The sequence below is a fragment of the Burkholderia sp. LK4 genome, from assembly GCF_001043615.1.
GTDB classification, from domain to species: domain Bacteria; phylum Pseudomonadota; class Gammaproteobacteria; order Burkholderiales; family Burkholderiaceae; genus Burkholderia; species Burkholderia cepacia.
This window is the reverse complement of sequence record NZ_LDUL01000024.1, coordinates 1-19,061: the sequence shown is the minus strand read 5'-3', so window position 1 is coordinate 19,061 and position 19,061 is coordinate 1. Positions and strand designations below refer to the sequence as shown.

The following is a 19,061-nucleotide window of genomic DNA, read 5'->3' as shown; positions in this document are numbered from 1 at the left end:
CGCGCGGATTCGCTCCGCTACGGTGCGCAGCGCCCGTTATCTGTTTATAATCAAAGCAATTTTAAAGGATTCGAAGGTGGTTGTATGCTGGATCGTGAAGGCTTTCGCCCGAACGTCGGCATCATCCTCTTGAACGCGCGCAACGAGGTGTTTTGGGGCAAGCGGCTCCGCGAGCATTCCTGGCAGTTTCCTCAAGGTGGGATCAAGTACGGCGAGACCCCCATGCAGGCGATGTACCGGGAGCTGCACGAGGAAACGGGCCTGCATCCGGAACACGTCAAGATAATCGGCCGCACTCGCGACTGGTTGCGTTATGAGGTGCCTGACAAGTTCATCAAACGCGAAGTACGCGGTCATTACCGCGGCCAGAAGCAGATCTGGTTCCTGCTGCGGATGGTCGGACGCGATTGCGACATTTGCTTGCGCGCGACCGACCACCCGGAGTTCGATGCGTGGCGCTGGAACGAGTACTGGGTGCCGCTCGATGCGGTGATCGAGTTCAAGCGGGATGTCTATCAGTTGGCGCTGACGGAACTGTCGCGCTTCCTGCGCCGCCCGGCGCAGCGAGCCGAGAAGCCGCGTGGGCCGCGTCTGTCGCGCTATCCGCGCGTCATTGGCGCACAGGCCCAGCAGACGCTGACGATTGTCGACGCATCGGTAGTCTGTTCGGAGATCGAAGTGGAGGCGAGCACGCTCGACGAGATGCCGCCCCACGTGATCGTCGGCAAATGACGAATCGAACTGCATGACCGGGCGCGACCTTGGTGTCGCGCCCTTTTTTTACGAGGAATGCATATTGAAAGCGATTGCTCTCGCGCTCGCATCGATTGCCGCGGTGGCCACGCTGGCAGGTTGCGCGAATTCGAAGACACCGACCAACAAGGATGACAGCGAGTTCGTGTATCTGCTGGACCGCCAGGGAACCTGGAAGGAAAACACGGTCGACTCGCTGCCGCCGCTGCCGCAGGCGAGCGACCTGCTGCCGTTCAACGTATCGCAGAACACGCCGCTCAAGTTCTTCGTCGATGCGAAGTCGCTCGCGGTCGGCACCGACGGCGTCGTGCGCTACGCGGTCGTCGTCACGAGCCCGGCCGGCGCGCGCAACGTCAACTACGAGGGCATCCGCTGCGACACCTATGAATGGCGCCAGTATGCCGGCCTGAATTCGGACCACGACGGCTGGGATCGTACGGTCGAGAACGATTGGCAGCGCATCGAGAACGGCGAGCTGAATGCCTACCACTCGGCGCTGTATCAGGATTACTTCTGTGCGAACAAGATGCCGCAAGGCTCGACCCGGCAGATCCTGGAGAACATCCGGTTTCACCGTACCGCGATGAGCCAGTTGCGCTGATGGCGCGCGGCGCCCGCCGCCGCACTCTCTGCCGCCCGCTGCATGAAAAAGCCCGCATCACGCGGGCTTTTTCATTTGACGGCCTGAACCGGCAACGCGAATGATCACACCAGCACCAGATTGTCGCGATGGATCAGTTCGGGCTCCAGCATGTAGCCGAGCACGGATTCGATCTCGCCGCTCGGCTTGCGGTGAATCAGTTTCGTCTCCGCGCTGCTGTAGTTCGTGAGCCCGCGCGCCACTTCGCGCCCGTCGGGGCCGACACACGCGATGACTTCGCCGCGCGCGAACGCACCCTGTACGTCGATCACGCCGATCGGCAGCAGGCTCTTGCCGCCGGCCGTCAGTTTCTCGACCGCGCCCGCATCGATCACGACATGGCCGCGCACCTGCAGGTGGTCGGCCATCCACTGCTTGCGCGCCGCCATCCGTGCGGTACGTGCGATCAGTTGCGTGCCGATCGCCTCGCCGGCCGCCAGACGCACGAGCACGTCGGACTCCCTGCCGCTCGCGATTACCGTATTTGCACCGCTGTGCGCCGCGCGCTTCGCCGCGAGAATCTTCGTCAGCATCCCGCCGCGGCCAAGGCTCGAGCCCGCACCGCCCGCCATCGCCTCGAGTTCCGGCGCTCCCGCATTCGCTTCCGCGACGAGCGTCGCGTTCGGATCCTTGCGCGGATCGGCCGTAAACAGCCCCGACTGGTCGGTCAGGATGATCAGCGCATCGCCTTCGATCAGGTTTGCAACGAGCGCGCCGAGCGTGTCGTTGTCGCCGAACTTGATTTCATCGGTGACGACCGTGTCGTTCTCGTTGATGATCGGCACGACGCCGAGCCGCAACAGCGTCAGCAGCGTCGATCGCGCATTCAGGTAGCGCTCGCGATCCGCCAGGTCGGCATGCGTCAGCAGGATCTGCGCGGTGCGGATGTCGTGCTCGGTGAAGCGGCTCTCGTAGACCTGCGCGAGCCCCATCTGGCCGACCGCGGCCGCCGCCTGCAACTCGTCGATTTCCCGCGGCCGCTTGCTCCAGCCGAGCCGCTGCATCCCTTCGGCAATCGCGCCCGAGCTGACGAGCACGACTTCCTTGCCCTGGGCGCGCAACGCGGCGATCTGGGCCGCCCAGCGGCCGATTGCAGCATGATCAAGCCCCTTGCCGTCGTTGGTCACGAGGCTGGAGCCCACCTTCACCACCAATCGCTTCGAATCCGCGATGATCGAACGCATCCTGCACTGTCTCCTGTATCTGATGCCTGCCCGGCCGGGCGCGATCGAGCGCCGACGCCGGGCGGCACGCCCGGCGCGCTCCGGAACCACTCAGGCGTCGTCGCCCGGCGCGGCCTCGCCCTTCGCAGGCGGCGCGTCGCGGAAACGCACGTCCGCCGCGAGATCTTCCGCCTCCGCCGCGCGATGCGCGTCCGAATGTTCGGAGAGGTAGTCGTAGATCGCGTAGCACAGTGCTTCACAGCCCTGGCCCGTCAGTGCCGAAATCTCGAACACCGGGCCGTCCCACTCGAAGCGCTCGAGGAAATCCGCGACGCGCGCCTTGCGCTCGTCTTCCGGCACCATGTCGAGCTTGTTGAGCACGAGCCAGCGCGGCTTCTCGTAGAGTGCCTCGTCGTATTTGCGCAGTTCGCCGACGATCGCCGTCGCTTCGGCAACCGGATCGACGCTTTCGTCGAACGGCGCGAGATCGACCAGATGCAGCAGCACGCCGGTGCGCTGCAGGTGGCGCAGGAACTGATGGCCGAGGCCCGCGCCTTCGGCGGCACCCTCGATCAGCCCCGGGATGTCGGCGATCACGAAGCTCTTGCTCGGGCCGACCCGCACCACGCCGAGATTCGGCGCAAGCGTCGTGAACGGGTAGTCGGCGATCTTCGGCCGCGCATTCGACACCGACGAGATGAACGTCGACTTGCCTGCGTTCGGCATGCCGAGCAGGCCGACATCGGCGAGCACCTTCAGCTCGAGCTTCAGCATGCGACGTTCGCCGGGCTTGCCGTCCGTCTTCTGGCGCGGCGCGCGGTTCGTGCTCGACTTGAAATGCAGGTTGCCGAGCCCGCCGGCACCGCCCTGCGCAAGCATCACCTGCTGGTCGTGCTCGGTCAGGTCGGCGATCAGCTCGCCGGTATCCATGTCGCTGATGATCGTGCCGACCGGCATGCGCAGCGTGACGTCGTCGCCACCCTTGCCGTAGCAATCCGAGCCTCGCCCGTTTTCGCCGTTGCGCGCCAGATGCTTCTTCGCGTAACGGTAGTCGATCAGCGTGTTGATGTTGCGGTCGGCGATCGCGTACACGCTACCGCCCCGACCGCCGTCGCCGCCGTCCGGCCCGCCGAACGGGACGAATTTCTCGCGGCGCATCGACGCACTGCCATCGCCTCCGTCGCCGGCGATGACTTCGATTCGTGCTTCGTCAATGAACTTCATTCGTCACTCCGCCCAGTATTTCCGCTATTGTGCCGCGCGCCGGCACGCTTGAACAATCTGCCGTTCGGCCGATCGTACGCCGGTTGCGCAACGGTCGCCGGAACGCGCACGCGCCCGGCGGCCAAATAAAAAAAGGCCCCGCGAAGACTGCGGGGCCTTTCGGCTACGAAGCCCGTGGGTGCCTGAACTTAGGCAGCCGCCGGGACGACGATGACCAGATGCTTCTTGTCCGCGCCCTTCGTCGCGAACTTGACGTGACCGTCGACCAGCGCGAACAGGGTGTGATCCTTGCCCATGCCGACGTTCTCGCCTGCGTGCATACGCGTACCGCGCTGACGCACGATGATGCCGCCGGCATTGATTGCCTGGCCGCCGTACACTTTCACGCCGAGACGTTTCGACTCGGAGTCGCGGCCGTTCCGGGAAGAGCCGCCTGCCTTTTTGTGTGCCATCTGATTGCTCCTTTACCGAGGCGCTTACGCGTTGATCGCGTCGATGCGCAGCTCAGTGTAGTTCTGGCGGTGGCCGCCGTGCTTTTGGTAGTGCTTCCGGCGACGCATCTTGAAGATGGTGACCTTGGCATGACGACCGTGCGACACAACGGTGGCCTTGACGGAAGCCCCACTGACCAGCGGCGTACCGAACTTAATCGATTCGCCTTCGCCCACTGCGAGAACCTGGTCGAGCGTGATTTCAGCGTCAATGTCAGCCGGTATCTGTTCTACTTTGAGTTTTTCGCCAACGGCAACCTTGTACTGCTTGCCGCCGGTTTTTATGACCGCGTACATTGAGAACCTCACTCTGGATCCAATTTTTCCGCACACCACGCGCGGAAAACACGTGATTATACATGGGGTTAGCACCGAAGTCAAAACCGATCGACGATTGCCACGCGCGGGCCTCGGCCGAACGGCCAAATTCGCGGCTGCGGCACGTGTGACAGACCGGGATATCTCGGATTCGACTTATAATCCGCGGCATCACCCAATTCCATCATCATGTCGTCGTCCACCGCCTCCCCCACCCTCAGCGCCGCCCACCTGCTCGCTCCGATCACCAGCGACATGGAGCAGGTGAATCGCGTTATCCGGCAAAGCCTCGCGTCCGACGTGCTGTTGATCAACCAGATCGCCGAGTACATCATCGGCGCGGGCGGCAAGCGGCTGCGCCCGGCGTTGCTGCTGCTCGTCGCCGGTGCACTCGGCGAGACGTCGCACCAGCGGCACGTGCTGGCCGCCGTCGTCGAGTTCATCCACACGGCCACGCTGCTGCACGACGACGTCGTCGACGAATCCGAGCTGCGCCGCGGCCGCCAGACCGCCAATGCGCTGTTCGGCAACGCGGCGAGCGTGCTGGTAGGCGACTACCTCTATTCGCGCTCGTTCGAGATGATGGTCGGCGTCGGCAAGATGCGCGTGATGGAGATCCTGTCCGAAGCGACGACGATCATTTCCGAAGGCGAGGTGCTGCAGCTCCTCAACATGCACGACGCGGACGTCGACGAAGCGCGCTACATGCAGGTGATCCGCTACAAGACGGCCAAGCTGTTCGAGGCATCGGCACGCCTGGGCGCAGTGCTCGCGGGCGCCGATGCGCCGACCGAGGCCGCCGCCGCCGAATACGGCCGCCGGATCGGCACCGCATTCCAGATCATGGACGACTGGCTCGACTACGCGGGCACCGTCGAGGCAATGGGCAAGAATGCCGGCGACGACCTCCGCGAAGGCAAGCCGACGCTGCCGCTCATCTATCTGATCGAGCGCGGCACGCCCGAGCAGGCAGCGCTGGCACGCGAGGCGATCGAACAGGGCGGCACCGATCGCTTCGACACGATTTTCGAAGCGATCACGCGCTCGGGCGCACTGGATCACACGCTCGAATGCGCGCGCCAGGAAGCGCAGGCGGCAGCGGCCGCGATCGCCGCATTCCCCGATTCAATCTACAAGGAGAGCCTGCTCGCGCTGTGCTCTTACTCGACGTCGCGGCAGTCCTGATTGCATGTCATGTGTCGCCGCCACGGCTGCGACACATGTTCGACACGGGAAAATCACCTGTCTCGAAAATTTTTTTCTCCAAGGGCTTCCCTTCTTGAAGAAACGTCGTTATAGTTATGTTCTTGCTTGACGACGCAGCGGTCTTGAAGAAGACGGCGAAATCGGAAGAGTAGAAATCGGGGTGTAGCTTAGCCTGGTAGAGCGCTACGTTCGGGACGTAGAGGCCGGAGGTTCGAATCCTCTCACCCCGACCAGATTTTGAAAAAACCGTGCACCATGTGCACGGTTTTTTTTCGTCCGGCCGCCGCGGCCCCCTCGTGTCGCGCACGACACATCACGGTCGCCGGCCTCTGCTATATTTCCCCCATCCCTGTCCTTCACTGCTCCTTCCAACGCGTGGACCAAATTCCCTTATGGGCGCAAATCGGCGCCGTCTTCCTGCTTCTCCTCTGTTCCAGCTTCTTTTCCATTTCCGAGACCGCGATGATGGCGCTCAATCGCCATCGGCTGAAGCATCTCGCCGGCCAGGGCGCGCTCGGCGCGAAAACCACGCAGGGGTTGCTGACGCGCACTGACCTGCTGCTCAGCGTGATCCTGATCGGCAACAACCTGTTCAACACGATCATCCCGGTCCTGACGACGTCGCTCGCGCTCCATACGTTCGGCCGCAACAACCTCGCGCTGTCGATCGCGACCGGCATCGTCGCGTTCCTGATCATCGTGTTCGCCGAAATCGCGCCGAAGATCGTCGGTGCGACGTTCCCCGAACGCATTGCACTGCCCGCAAGCCTCGTGATCGCGCCGCTGATGCGCGTGTTCAAGCCGGTCGTCTGGTTCGTCAACGCACTCGCGAACGGCGTGCTGTGGGTGCTGCGCATCAACACGAAGAAGGGCCGCGACCAGCGGATGTCGGCCGACGAGCTGCGGGCCATCGTGCTCGAGTCGAGCAGTTTCATGCCGACCAAGCACCGCAGCATCCTGCTCAACCTGTTCGACCTCGAGAACATCACGGTCGACGACGTGATGGTGCCGCGCCGCCAGATCGAGTCGCTCAACTTCTACGCGCCGCTCGACGACGTCCTGCACCAGCTCGAAACCTGCTATCACAACCGGCTTGTCGTCTACGAAGGCGACATCGACAAGGTGCTCGGCGTGCTGCACGTCCGCAAGACGCTGACCGCGCTGCACAACCAGGAGTTCGACCGCGAGACGCTGCGCACGCTGCTCGCCGAGCCGTACTACGTGCCTTCGGGCACGCCGGTGGTCCAGCAGCTCCAGTTTTTCCAGGAAACGCGGCAGCGGACCGCGCTCGTCGTCAACGAGTACGGCGAACTCGAAGGACTCGTCACGCCCGAAGACATCATCGAGGAGCTGATCGGCGAATTCACGACATCGATGCCGCGCAGCGAACGCGCGGGCGGCTGGGACGAGAACGGCGAATGCATCGTCTCGGCGAGCATGCCGCTGCGCGAACTGAATCGCTGGCTGCACCTGAAGCTGCCGACCGACGGGCCGAAGACGCTGAACGGCCTGGTGCTCGAGATCCTCGAGGAAATTCCGGAAGACGACGTGTGCCTGAAAATCGGCGACGTGATGCTCGAGGTGATGCGCAGCGACGATCAGGCCGTGCGCACCGTCAAGCTCTTCAAGCCGCGCGGCTCGCGCACCGCACGCGCCGCCGCGCGTTAGCCGAACGGCCGACTGCCGGCGCCGCCTGCGACGCGCGACCATCTGCTGGTCACGGTCAACTGGCGGCCAGCGTGCCGGCTCACATGCATTTCACTCCTCCCGGGGCGCCGCTGCGCACGCAGCCGCCACCCACTCATTCCGATGCAACGCCCGTCACCGCGCCGCGCGCGCTCGACGCGGCCCAGCTCGACGACGCGCCGGCCGTGCGGCTGCTGACGGACACGCTTCACGCGGCACGCGTGCGCGACGCATCCGACATCCACGTCGAACCGTTCGAAGCCGGCTGGCGCATCCGCCTGCGCATCGACGGCGTGCTGCACGAACATGCGCGGCCACCTCTTCATCTGCGCGACGCGCTCGTCACGCGGATCAAGGTGCTCGCACGCATGGACATCGCCGAGCGACGGCTCCCGCAGGACGGCAGGCTGCGCATCGCGATCGACGGTGGTACGCGCGGCGACTACCGCGTCAGTTCGCTGCCGACGTTGTTCGGTGAAAAACTCGTGCTGCGGCGCCTCGAAACCCTGCCGACCGACCTCACGCTCGCCCGTCTCGGCTTCGACGCGCAACAGGCGGCCGCGATGGAAGCCGCGATACGCGCACCGCATGGCCTCGTGCTCGTCACGGGCCCAACCGGCAGCGGCAAGACGCTGTCGCTCTACTGCGCGCTGCAGATGCTCGATCGCGACGCGCACAACGTCTGCACGGTGGAGGATCCCGCCGAGATCCAGCTCGACGGCATCAGCCAGGTCGGCGTCGCCGAAAAGGCGGGGCTCACGTTCGCGACGGCACTGCGCGCGCTGCTGCGGCAAGATCCGGACATCATCATGGTCGGCGAGATTCGCGATGCGGAGACGGCCGACGTCGCGATCAAGGCCGCGCAGACCGGCCATCTTGTGCTGTCGACACTGCACACGAACGACGCGCCGGCCGCCGTCGCGCGGCTGCTCGACATCGGGGTCGCTCCATACAACCTCGCGGCCGCGCTGCACCTCGTCACCGCGCAGCGCCTCGTCCGGCGGCTGTGCACTACCTGCCGCATGCACTCGGACGCACCGGTGCCCGTATTGCACGACGCCGGCTGCGACCCGGCTGCTCTCGCCGCGGGATGGCGGCCGTTCGTCGCGCGAGGCTGTTCGGCCTGTCACGGCATCGGCTATCGCGGCCGCATCGGCCTGCATCAGACGATGCCGGTATCGCCCCGGCTGGCGGAACGCATCGTCGCCCGGGCAAGCGTCGGCGAACTCGCGCAATGCGCGGCTGCCGAAGGCGTGCGCAGTTTGCGCGACGCGGCGTTCGCGCGTGTCCGGGACGGCACGACGAGCATCGCGGAGGCCATCGCCGCGACACCTGCGGCATGAGCATGCGCACAACGCCGCGCGAAAGCCGCTTCGCATGGCGCGGCCGCCATCGCGACGGCACGCCACGCCGCGGGATCATCATCGCGTTCGATGCCGCGAGTGCACGCGCCGCGCTCGCACGCGACGGCATCGCAGTCCTGTCGCTCGACATCCGCGGGCCGGCCCGGCCGCCAACGGCCGGCACGCGGGACGTCACGCGCTTCACGCGCCAGCTCGCGAGCCTCCTGCAGGCCGGGTTGCCGCTCGCGCCGTCGCTCGAGATGCTCGCGCGCACGCGGCCACGCGACGGCCTGCCGCGCATCGCCGCCGGTCTCGCACGCGAGATCGTCGGCGGCCATCGCTTCGCCGATGCACTCGCACGCTATCCGGCGCAGTTCGGCACACTGTATCGCCAGCTGATCGAGGTCGGCGAAGCGTCAGGCTCGCTCGGCATCATGCTGACCAGGGTCGCGGAGCACCGCGAGCGCGCCGACGCGCAATGGCGCAAGCTGCGGGCCGCGCTTGCCTATCCGGCGGCCGTCATCCTGTTCGGGCTCGCGATCTCGGCCGCGTTGATGGTGTGGGTCGTACCGACGTTCCGCCAGATCTTCGACGGTTTCGGCGCCGCACTGCCGGCACCGACCCGTGCGCTGCTCGCGTTGTCCTCGGCACTGTCGGCGTGGGGCGGTGTGCTGGTTGCCGGTACGGCGGCAGCCGCGCTGGCCGCCCATCGCGCGCTACGGCTATCGGCGCCACTGCGCCACGCCGTCGCGCGGCGCCTGCTGCACGTCCCGCTCGCGGGGAGCGCGATGAGCCGGTTCGCGGCCGCGCGCTGGTGCCGATCGCTGGCGACGCTGCTTGGCGCCGGCGTGCCGCTCGCAGACGCCTTCACCACGCTCGAACGCACGGCCGGCCATCCCGTATTCGAGCGCGCTACCGCCCACATCGCCGCCCACGTGCTGCGCGGCGCGCGTCTCGCGGACGCGATGCAGTCGGCCGGCTGCTTTCCGGACGACGTCGTGCAGCCGATCGCCGTCGCCGAGGAGACCGGTGCGCTCGACACGATGCTCGCCGACATCGCCGCGCTGTGCGAGCGCCAGCTCGACGCGCATCTCGATACGCTCGCCGCGCTCGGCGAACCGCTGATCGTGATCGTACTGGGCGCACTCGTCGGCGGCCTCGTGATCGCGATGTACCTGCCCATCCTTCAGCTCGGCAACGTGGTGTAGCATCGCAACCGATTCTGTCGCCCTTTAAGTCCGAACCTTGAGCCTCATGACGCCAGCGCCCTTGTCCGCCGTTACCGATTCGCCCGAGAGCACGCTGCTCGCGCTGGCGATGCTGCCGCCCGCGCTGCAGTACGCGTTCGCAGTCGTCATCGGCCTGTGCGTCGGCAGCTTCCTGAACGTGGTCGTGCACCGGCTGCCCGTGATGATGCAGCGCGCATGGCAGGCCGAGATCGACGAAGCGACCGGCAACACGAGTGCCACGCACGAAGACGGCTACCCGCCGCGCTACGATCTGTGGCGCCCGCGCAGCGCTTGCCCGCATTGCGGCCACGTGCTGCGCGCATGGGAAAACATCCCGCTCGTCAGCTACCTGATCCTGCGCGGGCGCTGCCGACGCTGCGGCCACGCGATCGGCATCCGTTATCCGCTCGTCGAACTCGCATGCGCGCTGCTCGCCGCCGGCTCGCTCGCGGCATTCGGCCCGACCGTCGCCGCGCTCGCCGCGTTCGCGCTGTGCGCCGCGCTGCTCGCGATGAGCGCGATCGATGTCCGGACAGGCTACCTGCCCGACTCGATGACGCTGCCGCTCCTCTGGGCCGGGCTCGTGCTGAACCTCGGCGGCACGTTCACATCGCTGCGCTCGGCCGTGATCGGGGCCATGGCCGGCTACCTGTTCCTGTGGTCGGTCTACTGGCTGTTCAAATGGCTGCGCGGCATCGAGGGCATCGGTTTCGGCGACCTGAAACTGCTCGCCGCGCTCGGCGCATGGATGGGCTGGGCCGCACTGCCGCAGGTCGTGCTGTTCGCCGCGGTGACGGGCGCGGTCGTCGGGCTCGTCGCGACCTGGCGCGGTCGCATGCGCTTCGAGGAGCCGATTCCGTTCGGCCCGTTCCTCGCGGCAGGCGGTGTCGCGACGCTGTTTTTCGGCACCCCTTTCTATTCGGCGCTCGGAGGCTGACATGTTCGCAATTGGACTCACCGGCGGCATCGGCAGCGGCAAGACGACCGTCGCCGACCTGTTTGCCGCCCGAGGCGCATCGCTGGTCGATACCGATCTGATCGCCCATCGCATCACCGCGCCGGGCGGCCTCGCGATGCCCGCGATCGAACAGGCATTCGGCCGCGGCTTCGTTGCTGCCGACGGCTCGCTCGACCGCGCGCAGATGCGCGCACTGATCTTCAGCGACGACGACGCGCGCCGGCGCCTCGAAGCGATCACGCACCCGCTGATCCGGGCAGAGACCGATCGTGAGGCGCGCGAAGCGCAGGGCCCATACGTGATTTTCGTCGTGCCGCTGCTCGTCGAATCCGGCAACTGGAAGGCGCGCTGCGATCGCGTGCTCGTCGTCGACTGTCCGGTCGAAACGCAGATCGCACGCGTGATGCAGCGCAACGGCTTCACGCGCGAGCAGGTCGAGGCGATCATCGCGCGGCAGGCGTCGCGCGAGGCCCGCCTCGCGGCGGCCGACGACGTCATCGTCAACGACGCGACGACGCCCGATGCGCTTGCCGCGCAGGTCGATGCACTGCACCAACGCTATCTCGGGTTCGCGCTCGCTGCGCACTGAGCCTCGCGCGCGATCGTGATGGTGTACGAAATTGGCGCGTTGCTAGGGTAGAGCGTGGGCATTAGAATGTCCTGCATTGTTTCCATCCCTACCCAAGAGGCGAGCGCGCTTGATTCTTTACGAGTATCCGTTCAACGAGCGAATTCGCACGCTGTTGCGCCTCGAAGATCTCTTCGAGCGCTTCGCGTTCTTTTTGGCTCAGGAGGACCCGCGTGAACACCACGTCGCGCTGACGACGCTGTTCGAAATTGCCGAGGTAACGGGCCGCGCGGACCTGAAATCGGATCTGATGAAGGAGCTCGAACGTCAACGCCAGACGCTCGCCCCCTTTCGCGGCAATCCGGGCATCGAGCAGAACGCGCTCGAAGCCGTGCTCGGCGAAATCGAGCAGACGCTCGCGAATCTCGCGCAGATGCAGGGCAAGACCGGTCAGCACCTCGTCGACAACGAGTGGCTCGCCAGCATCCGCAGCCGTGCGGTGATTCCGGGCGGCACGTGCAAGTTCGACCTGCCGTCGTACTACGCATGGCAGCAATGGCCCGCCGAGCAGCGGCGCCAGGACATCGCGAAATGGATCCTGCCGATGCTGCCGCTGCGCGATGCCGCTGCGATCGTGCTGCGCCTCGCGCGCGAATCGGGCCAGGCGTCGAAGGTCATGGCGATGCAGGGCAGCTACCAGCAGATGCTGTCCGGCCGCACCTACCAGTTGATGCAGGTGCGCGTGGCGCCGGAATTGCGCGTCATCCCCGAGGCAAGCGCCAACAAATACATGCTGTGGGTACGGTTCACCATGCAGGACGGCGACGTGCGGCCGCGCGCGGTGGACATCGACGTGCCGTTCCATCTGACACTGTGCAATCTGTAACGGCCGCGTGCCGGTTCAACGCTTTCGTATGACTACCGTCGTGAAATGTCCTTCGTGCGGCGCGGAAGTGCGCTGGACGCCTGAAAACAAGTTCCGTCCCTTCTGTTCGGCCCGCTGCAAGCAGCTCGACCTCGGCGCATGGGCCGCGGAAAAGTATCGGATCGGCGGTTCCTCCGACGAGGGTCCGTCATCGGAAGAAGACGGCACGGACAACCGCCGCGACAGCTGAGCGGCGCGCAGCGCCGCCGTCCGCCGTGCCGCCCGCCGATCTGGCCCGCGTTTCAGGTGGGCCGCCACGGCGTCATTGCGACGCCGCTTCCTTCTCGAGCAGTTCGAGCACCGGCAGCGCCGCCGGCAACAGCGGCGCGACTTCGACCGGCAGTTGCTGCCACACGAACGCCTGCCCTTCCTTGCTGTGCGGCTCGCCCGTCCAGCCCGTCACCTTGCAGAAATAGAGCCGCACGTACGCATGCGGATAATCGTGCTCGAGCGTGTGCCAGCGGTGGCTGGCAGTGACTTCGATGCCGAGTTCCTCGTGTAGCTCGCGCGCCAGCGCGTCCTCGACGCTTTCGCCGGCCTCCAGCTTGCCGCCCGGGAACTCCCAGTAACCTTCATACGGCTTGCCCTTCAGCCGCTGCGCGAGCAGATACCGGCCGTCCGGCTGCACCATCACGCCGACCGCGACTTCCGTCACCTTGCGGCCGTCCGGCGCCCGCACGGCGCCCTGCGCCTGATCCGCGCTCATGCTTGCTCCTTGCGACCCGACCAGTCACGCGCAAACTGCCACGCGACGCGCCCCGACCGCGAGCCGCGCTCGAGCGCCCACACGAGCGCATCGCCGCGTGCGGACTCGATCTCCGCATCCGGGCAACCGAAATGACGCAGCCAGTGCCCGACGATGTCGAGATAGTCGTCCTGCTTGAACGGATAGAAGCTGACCCACAGACCGAAGCGCTCCGACAGCGAGATCTTCTCCTCGACGACTTCGCCGGGGTGAATCTCGCCGTCCGGGAGATGCTTGTACGTCTCGTTGTCGCTCATGTACTCGGGCAGCAGATGGCGGCGGTTCGACGTCGCGTAGATCAGCACGTTGTCCGACTGCGCGGCGATCGAGCCGTCGAGCGCAACCTTCAGCGCCTTGTAGCCCGACTCGCCTTCCTCGAACGACAGGTCGTCGCAGAACACGATGAAACGCTCGGGACGCTGCGAGATCAGGTCGACGATGTCGCCGAGATCGTGCAAGTCGTCCTTGTCGACTTCGATCAGACGCAGCCCGTCCTTCGCATACGCGTTCAGGCACGCCTTGATCAGCGACGACTTGCCGGTACCGCGCGCGCCGGTCAGCAGCACGTTGTTCGCCGGCTTCTGCTGCACGAACTGCCGCGTGTTCTGGTCGATCAGCCCTTTCTGGCGATCGATATTGTGGAGGTCGTCGAGCGTGATCGACGACACGGCCGGCACCGGCTGCAGATAACCGCGCCCCTGGCGCTTGCGCCAGCGGAATGCGTGTGCGGCATTCCAGTCGACCGCTGCCTGCGCGGGCGGCAACATCCCCTCGAGACGACCGAGCAGCGCTTCCGCGCGCGTCAGAAACTGTTCAAGCTTGTCCATGTCGTTCAGGCACTCCTGATCAGGAGCGGTAATCCGCGTTGATGCTCACGTAGTCGTGCGACAGGTCGCACGTCCAGATGGTGGCCTGTGCGTCGCCTCGGGCAAGCAGCACGCGGATCGTGATTTCGCTCTGCTTCATCACGCGCTGGCCGTCCTCTTCCTGGTAAGCCGGGTTGCGGCCGCCCGCCTTCGCGACGAGCACATCGTCGAGATAGAGGTCGATCTTGCCGACGTCGAGATCGGCGACGCCCGCGTAGCCGATCGCCGCGAGAATCCGGCCGAGGTTGGGGTCGGATGCGTAGAAGGCGGTCTTCACGAGCGGCGAATGGCCGATCGCGTAAGCGATCTGGCGGCATTCCGCGACGCTCTTGCCGCCTTCGACCTGCACCGTCATGAATTTTGTCGCACCTTCGCCATCGCGCACGATCAGCTGCGACAGCACCTGCGCGACTTCCGTCACCGCATCGCGCAGCGCCGCATAGGCCGGCGAATCCGTCGACGTGATCGCCGGCAGCGTGCTCTTGCCCGACGCGATCAGGATGAACGAGTCGTTCGTCGACGTGTCGCCGTCGATCGTGATGCAGTTGAACGAGCGGTCGGCCACTTCCTTCACGAGCGTGTCGAGCACCGGCTGCGCGACGTTCGCGTCGAACGCGAGGAAGCCCAGCATCGTCGCCATGTTCGGCTTGATCATGCCGGCGCCCTTGCTGATGCCCGTCAGCGTGACCGTGTGACCGTCGATCGTCACCTGGCGGGACGTGGCCTTCGGCAGCGTATCGGTCGTCATGATCGCCTGCGCGGCGTCGAACCAGTTCGCGGCCTTGCGATTCGCGAGCGCGGCCGGCAGCCCGGCCTTCAGGCGGTCGATCGGCAGCGGCTCGAGGATCACGCCGGTCGAGAACGGCAGCACCTGCGCCGGCTCGATACCCGCGAGACGCGCGAGTTCCGTGCAGGTTTCGCGCGCGTTCACTAGGCCCGGCTCGCCGGTACCCGCGTTCGCATTGCCCGTATTCACGACCAGCGCGCGAATGCCCGCGCCGCCCGCGCGCACCTTCGCCAGGTGCTCGCGGCAGACGGTGACCGGTGCCGCGCAGAAACGGTTTTCGGTGAATACGCCCGCGACCGTCGCGCCCTCGTCGACGGAGATGACCAGCACGTCCTTGCGATTCGGCTTGCGGATGTTCGCTTCCGCCCAGCCGAGCGTGACGCCGGCGACGGGATGCAGTTGGGCGGGATCGATCGACGGAAAATTGACAGCCATGGGGCACACCTGCCGGATGGAAAATGCCGGCACGTGCCGGCATCGATTGGAAGAACCGGCGGCCCCACGCGGGCCGCCACAACTCACATCACTGACTCGAAGCTGCGAACGACGCGGCACGCGTCACGCGCGCCGCCGTCGATCATGACAGCTTCCCGTGACATTGCTTGTACTTCTTGCCGCTGCCGCACGGGCACGGGTCGTTGCGGCCGACCTTCGGCATTTCGCCGCCGGGGCCGCTGTGCGTCATCGCGCTGCCGACCATGTCGGCCGTTGCCGTGGCCGCCGCGGCAGCCGTAACGTTCGCCACCGGCGCACCGGCTTCCGCGTAATCGGCGTGCTGGTACTCGACGTTCTCAAGATGACCTGCGCGCTCCTCGATCTGCTCGGCCGCTTCCTCGAGCTGTTCCGGCGACTGGATCTGCACGTTCATCACGACGCGCGTGACTTCCTGCTTGATCGCCTCGAGCATCGCGGCGAACAGCTCGAACGCTTCGCGCTTGTATTCCTGCTTCGGGTTCTTCTGCGCATAGCCGCGCAGGTGGATGCCCTGGCGCAGATGGTCGAGCGCCGCGAGGTGCTCGCGCCACAGGCGGTCGACCGTCTGCAGCATCACCGAGCGCTCGAATGCGCTGAACGATTCGCGGCCGACCATCGCGACCTTCGCCTCGTACTGCTCGTCGGCGGCCGTCATCACGGCGTCGAGAATCTCCTCGGCCGTAATCGACGACGACTCGTTCACCATTTCCTGGATCGCGAGGTCGAGCTGCCAGTCGTTGCGCAGCGCTTCCTCGAGCTCGGGCACGTCCCACTGCTCTTCGATGCTGCCTTCCGGCACGAACTGGCGGACGACTTCGGCGATCACGCCGTGACGCATCGCGGAGATCGTCTCGGTGATGTCGTGCGCTTCGAGCAGCTCGTTGCGCTGCTGGTAGATGACCTTGCGCTGGTCGTTCGACACGTCGTCGTATTCGAGCAGTTGCTTGCGGATGTCGAAGTTGCGCGCTTCGACCTTGCGCTGCGCGGACTCGATCGAGCGCGTGACGATGCCGGCTTCGATCGCTTCGCCTTCCGGCATCTTCAGGCGATCCATGATCGAGCGCACACGGTCGCCCGCGAAGATGCGCAGCAGCGGATCGTCGAGCGACAGGTAGAAGCGCGACGAGCCCGGATCGCCCTGGCGGCCCGCACGGCCGCGCAGCTGGTTGTCGATCCGGCGCGATTCGTGGCGCTCGGTGCCGATGATGTGCAGGCCGCCAGCGGCCTTCACCTGCTCGTGCAGCGTTTCCCACTCGTCGTGCAACTGCTTGATGCGGCGCGCCTTTTCGTCGGCCGGGATCGCGTCGTCGGCCTCGATGAACGCGGCCTGCTTCTCGGCATTGCCGCCGAGCACGATGTCGGTACCGCGGCCCGCCATGTTGGTCGCGATCGTGACGCGCTTCGGACGGCCGGCTTCCGCGACGATCGCCGCTTCGCGCTCGTGCTGCTTCGCGTTCAGCACCTCATGCGGCAGCCCGGCCTGCTTCAGCAGGTGCGACAGCAGTTCCGAGTTCTCGATCGACGTCGTGCCGACCAGCACCGGCTGGCCGCGCTCGTAGCAGTCGCGGATGTCGCGGATCACCGCGTCGTAGCGCTCCTTGGCCGTCTTGTAGATCTGGTCCTGCTTGTCGATCCGTTTCGGCGGGCGGTTGGTCGGGATCACGACCGTCTCGAGACCGTAGATCTCGTTGAATTCGTACGCTTCGGTGTCCGCGGTACCGGTCATGCCGGCCAGCTTCGCGTACATCCGGAAGTAGTTCTGGAACGTGATCGACGCGAGCGTCTGGTTCTCGCTCTGGATCTTCACGTGTTCCTTCGCCTCGACCGCCTGGTGCAGGCCGTCGGACCAGCGGCGGCCGGCCATCAGGCGGCCCGTGAATTCGTCGACGATGACCACTTCGCCGTTCTGCACGACGTAGTGCTGATCCTTGTGGAACAGCGTGTGTGCGCGCAGCGCCGCGTACACGTGGTGCATCAGCGTGATGTTCTGCGGCGCGTACAGGCTTTCGCCCTCGCCGATCAGGCCCCATTCGGCGAGCAGGCGCTCGGCCTTCTCGTGGCCCGATTCCGTCAGGAACACCTGGCGGGCCTTCTCGTCGAGCGTGTAGTCGCCCGGCTTCTCGACACCCGTGCCGTCGGCCTTCTCTTCGCCGATCTGGCGCTCGAGCAGCGGCGGCAGTGCGTTCATCCGCACGTACAGCTCGGTGTGATCCTCGGCCTGGCCCGAAATGATCAGCGGCGTGCGCGCTTCGTCGATCAGGATCGAGTCCACTTCGTCGACGACCGCGAAGTTCAGTGCCCGCTGCACACGCGCGTCGGTCTCGTAGACCATGTTGTCGCGCAGGTAGTCGAAGCCGAACTCGTTGTTCGTGCCGTACGTGATGTCCGCCGCATAAGCCTGCTGCTTCTGGTCGTGCTCCATGCCGGACAGGTTGATGCCGACCGACAGACCGAGGAAGTTGTAGAGGCGCGCCATCCATTCGGCGTCGCGCTGCGCGAGGTAATCGTTGACGGTCACGACGTGCACGCCGCGGCCGGCCAGCGCGTTCAGGTACACGGGCAGCGTCGCGACGAGCGTCTTTCCCTCGCCGGTGCGCATTTCCGCGATCTTGCCGTAGTGGAGCACCATGCCGCCGATCATCTGCACGTCGAAGTGCCGCATCTTCAGCACGCGCCGGCTGGCCTCGCGACAGACCGCGAACGCCTCGGGCAGCAGCTTGTCGAGCGACTCGCCGGCCGCGACCCGCTGGCGGAATTCGTCCGTCTTGCCGCGCAACTGGTCGTCCGTCAGCTTCTCGATCTGCGTTTCGAGCGCATTGATCGTCGTGACGGTCTTTTGGTATTGCTTGACGAGCCGCTGGTTGCGGCTGCCAAAAATTTTCTGGAGAAAACCGGTTGTCATCGGATCGGATCCTGCGTCGCAGCACCGGCGCCCGGCGCGTGTTGCGCGCCCCGACGCCCGAGCCTCGGCGGCTTAGCGAATTAGTGGACTCAAACGTCGAATTTTAGCACGCGGGGAAGCGCGCGCCCGTGTCTCGGCCGGACGGGCACTGCGCGCCGACGGCCGGGCCCACGGGGCGAAAGCCGCCCGTGCATGGGTCCGCGCGGGTACAATCGGCGTCAACGTCCGCGCGCGTGCGCGCCCGAAGAATGTCTCGATGAACCGATTTTCCAAGCGTTTCGGCCCGCTCGCCGCCTATCGCCCGCAACCCGTGTCCGAAGTGCTCGGCCGCACCGACGCGTTCGCGGCACTGCGCGCCGGCGTCGAGCAGATCGCGTCGCTGCAGCGCGATCTTGCCGCGCTCCTGCCCGATTACCTGGCGAACCACGTCGAACCCGGCTTCGTGAAGGACGGCACCCTGACCCTCTTTGCCGCGCACAATGCGCTGGCCGCGCGGCTGCGGCAGGTCGAGCCGCGGCTGCTCGGCGATCTGCAAAAGCGCGGCTGGCCGGTCTCGACGTTGCGCGTGCGCGTGCGCCCGAAGGATGCGCCGGAGCCGCCGCACGTGAAGCAGGCGCGGATGACGTCGGTCGGCGCGGCCGCGTTGCGGGATCTGGCCGATCATCTCGAACCGTCGCCGCTGCAGGCCGCGCTTGCGCGGATGGCGGCCCGGCACGGCGCAAAACCGCGCTGACGGCTTGCGCCGCCGGCATCGTCCGGTGTCAAGTCCTGGAATAGGTTGAC

19 protein-coding genes and 1 tRNA gene are annotated in these 19,061 nt (G+C 66.0%); 12 read left to right on the top strand and 8 right to left on the bottom strand.

Going from position 1 to position 19,061, the window contains the following annotated elements; genetic code table 11:
* Positions 1 to 84 precede the first annotated feature (84 nt).
* A complete protein-coding gene (locus VK92_RS12345; RefSeq protein WP_048026088.1) occupies positions 85 to 732 on the top strand; it encodes an RNA pyrophosphohydrolase in 648 nt (215 codons plus the stop codon).
* A gap of 13 nt (positions 733 to 745) precedes the next feature.
* Positions 746 to 1,354: a CNP1-like family protein gene (locus VK92_RS12340; RefSeq protein ID WP_034195819.1), complete on the top strand. Its 609-nt coding sequence runs from the start codon at positions 746 to 748 to the stop codon at positions 1,352 to 1,354.
* A gap of 104 nt (positions 1,355 to 1,458) precedes the next feature.
* On the opposite strand, the gene proB is transcribed toward VK92_RS12340, so the two are convergent.
* The 4 genes from proB to rplU all read right to left on the bottom strand — a co-directional run bounded on the left by proB (position 1,459) and on the right by rplU (position 4,568).
* Entirely contained in the window at positions 1,459 to 2,577 is a 1,119-nt protein-coding gene (proB, locus tag VK92_RS12335) for a glutamate 5-kinase (RefSeq protein WP_027788436.1), read from the bottom strand.
* A gap of 90 nt (positions 2,578 to 2,667) precedes the next feature.
* Entirely contained in the window at positions 2,668 to 3,780 is a 1,113-nt protein-coding gene (gene obgE / locus VK92_RS12330; protein WP_042975354.1) for a GTPase ObgE, read from the bottom strand.
* Positions 3,781 to 3,968: 188 nt separating this feature from the next.
* On the bottom strand, positions 3,969 to 4,232 hold the full coding sequence (rpmA, locus tag VK92_RS12325; protein ID WP_006476999.1) for a 50S ribosomal protein L27: 264 nt from the start codon (positions 4,230 to 4,232) through the stop codon (positions 3,969 to 3,971).
* A 24-nt stretch (positions 4,233 to 4,256) separates the two neighbouring features.
* A complete protein-coding gene (gene rplU / locus VK92_RS12320) occupies positions 4,257 to 4,568 on the bottom strand; it encodes a 50S ribosomal protein L21 (protein WP_006025184.1) in 312 nt (103 codons plus the stop codon).
* 210 nt (positions 4,569 to 4,778) lie between these two features.
* Here rplU and VK92_RS12315 point away from each other — a divergent pair, with 210 nt between their 5' ends.
* The 9 genes from VK92_RS12315 to VK92_RS12275 all read left to right on the top strand — a co-directional run bounded on the left by VK92_RS12315 (position 4,779) and on the right by VK92_RS12275 (position 12,694).
* Positions 4,779 to 5,774, top strand: a complete 996-nt coding sequence (locus VK92_RS12315; RefSeq protein ID WP_042975355.1) for a polyprenyl synthetase family protein — start codon at positions 4,779 to 4,781, stop codon at positions 5,772 to 5,774.
* Positions 5,775 to 5,951: 177 nt separating this feature from the next.
* Positions 5,952 to 6,028: transfer RNA gene (locus VK92_RS12310), tRNA-Pro, on the top strand.
* A gap of 142 nt (positions 6,029 to 6,170) precedes the next feature.
* Positions 6,171 to 7,463, top strand: coding sequence for an HlyC/CorC family transporter (locus VK92_RS12305; RefSeq protein ID WP_021159896.1), 1,293 nt, complete (start codon positions 6,171 to 6,173; stop codon positions 7,461 to 7,463).
* Between the two features lie 83 nt (positions 7,464 to 7,546).
* On the top strand, positions 7,547 to 8,824 hold the full coding sequence (locus tag VK92_RS12300; RefSeq protein ID WP_048026086.1) for a GspE/PulE family protein: 1,278 nt from the start codon (positions 7,547 to 7,549) through the stop codon (positions 8,822 to 8,824).
* A complete protein-coding gene (locus VK92_RS12295) occupies positions 8,821 to 10,032 on the top strand; it encodes a type II secretion system F family protein (protein WP_048026084.1) in 1,212 nt (403 codons plus the stop codon). Before VK92_RS12300 ends, VK92_RS12295 begins: the two co-directional genes overlap by 4 nt.
* 46 nt (positions 10,033 to 10,078) lie before the next feature.
* Entirely contained in the window at positions 10,079 to 10,990 is a 912-nt protein-coding gene (locus VK92_RS12290; protein ID WP_048026083.1) for a prepilin peptidase, read from the top strand.
* A 1-nt stretch (position 10,991) separates the two neighbouring features.
* The gene (gene coaE, locus VK92_RS12285; protein WP_021159900.1) at positions 10,992 to 11,600 is read left to right on the top strand and encodes a dephospho-CoA kinase; all 609 of its coding nucleotides are present in this window, start codon (positions 10,992 to 10,994) and stop codon (positions 11,598 to 11,600) included.
* A gap of 109 nt (positions 11,601 to 11,709) precedes the next feature.
* Positions 11,710 to 12,465, top strand: coding sequence for a cell division protein ZapD (gene zapD / locus VK92_RS12280; protein ID WP_021159901.1), 756 nt, complete (start codon positions 11,710 to 11,712; stop codon positions 12,463 to 12,465).
* A gap of 28 nt (positions 12,466 to 12,493) precedes the next feature.
* Positions 12,494 to 12,694, top strand: coding sequence for a DNA gyrase inhibitor YacG (locus tag VK92_RS12275; RefSeq protein WP_021159902.1), 201 nt, complete (start codon positions 12,494 to 12,496; stop codon positions 12,692 to 12,694).
* 72 nt (positions 12,695 to 12,766) lie between these two features.
* Here the strand turns inward: VK92_RS12275 and VK92_RS12270 are convergent, their stop codons facing one another.
* From VK92_RS12270 to secA, 4 genes are all read right to left on the bottom strand, one after another.
* Positions 12,767 to 13,210, bottom strand: a complete 444-nt coding sequence (locus VK92_RS12270; RefSeq protein ID WP_021159903.1) for an NUDIX domain-containing protein — start codon at positions 13,208 to 13,210, stop codon at positions 12,767 to 12,769.
* Positions 13,207 to 14,076 (bottom strand): ATP-binding protein, encoded by an 870-nt coding sequence (locus VK92_RS12265; RefSeq protein WP_021159904.1) that lies wholly within the window; start codon positions 14,074 to 14,076, stop codon positions 13,207 to 13,209. The genes VK92_RS12270 and VK92_RS12265 overlap by 4 nt, the downstream gene beginning before the upstream one ends.
* 19 nt (positions 14,077 to 14,095) lie before the next feature.
* Complete coding sequence (gene argJ, locus VK92_RS12260) at positions 14,096 to 15,337, bottom strand: bifunctional glutamate N-acetyltransferase/amino-acid acetyltransferase ArgJ (RefSeq protein ID WP_048026081.1); 1,242 nt, start codon at positions 15,335 to 15,337, stop codon at positions 14,096 to 14,098.
* Between the two features lie 142 nt (positions 15,338 to 15,479).
* Positions 15,480 to 18,278, bottom strand: a complete 2,799-nt coding sequence (gene secA / locus VK92_RS12255; protein ID WP_048026079.1) for a preprotein translocase subunit SecA — start codon at positions 18,276 to 18,278, stop codon at positions 15,480 to 15,482.
* A 256-nt stretch (positions 18,279 to 18,534) separates the two neighbouring features.
* Between secA and VK92_RS12250 the strand changes: the two genes are divergently transcribed.
* On the top strand, positions 18,535 to 19,011 hold the full coding sequence (locus tag VK92_RS12250; RefSeq protein ID WP_021159908.1) for a DUF721 domain-containing protein: 477 nt from the start codon (positions 18,535 to 18,537) through the stop codon (positions 19,009 to 19,011).
* Positions 19,012 to 19,061 lie beyond the last annotated feature (50 nt).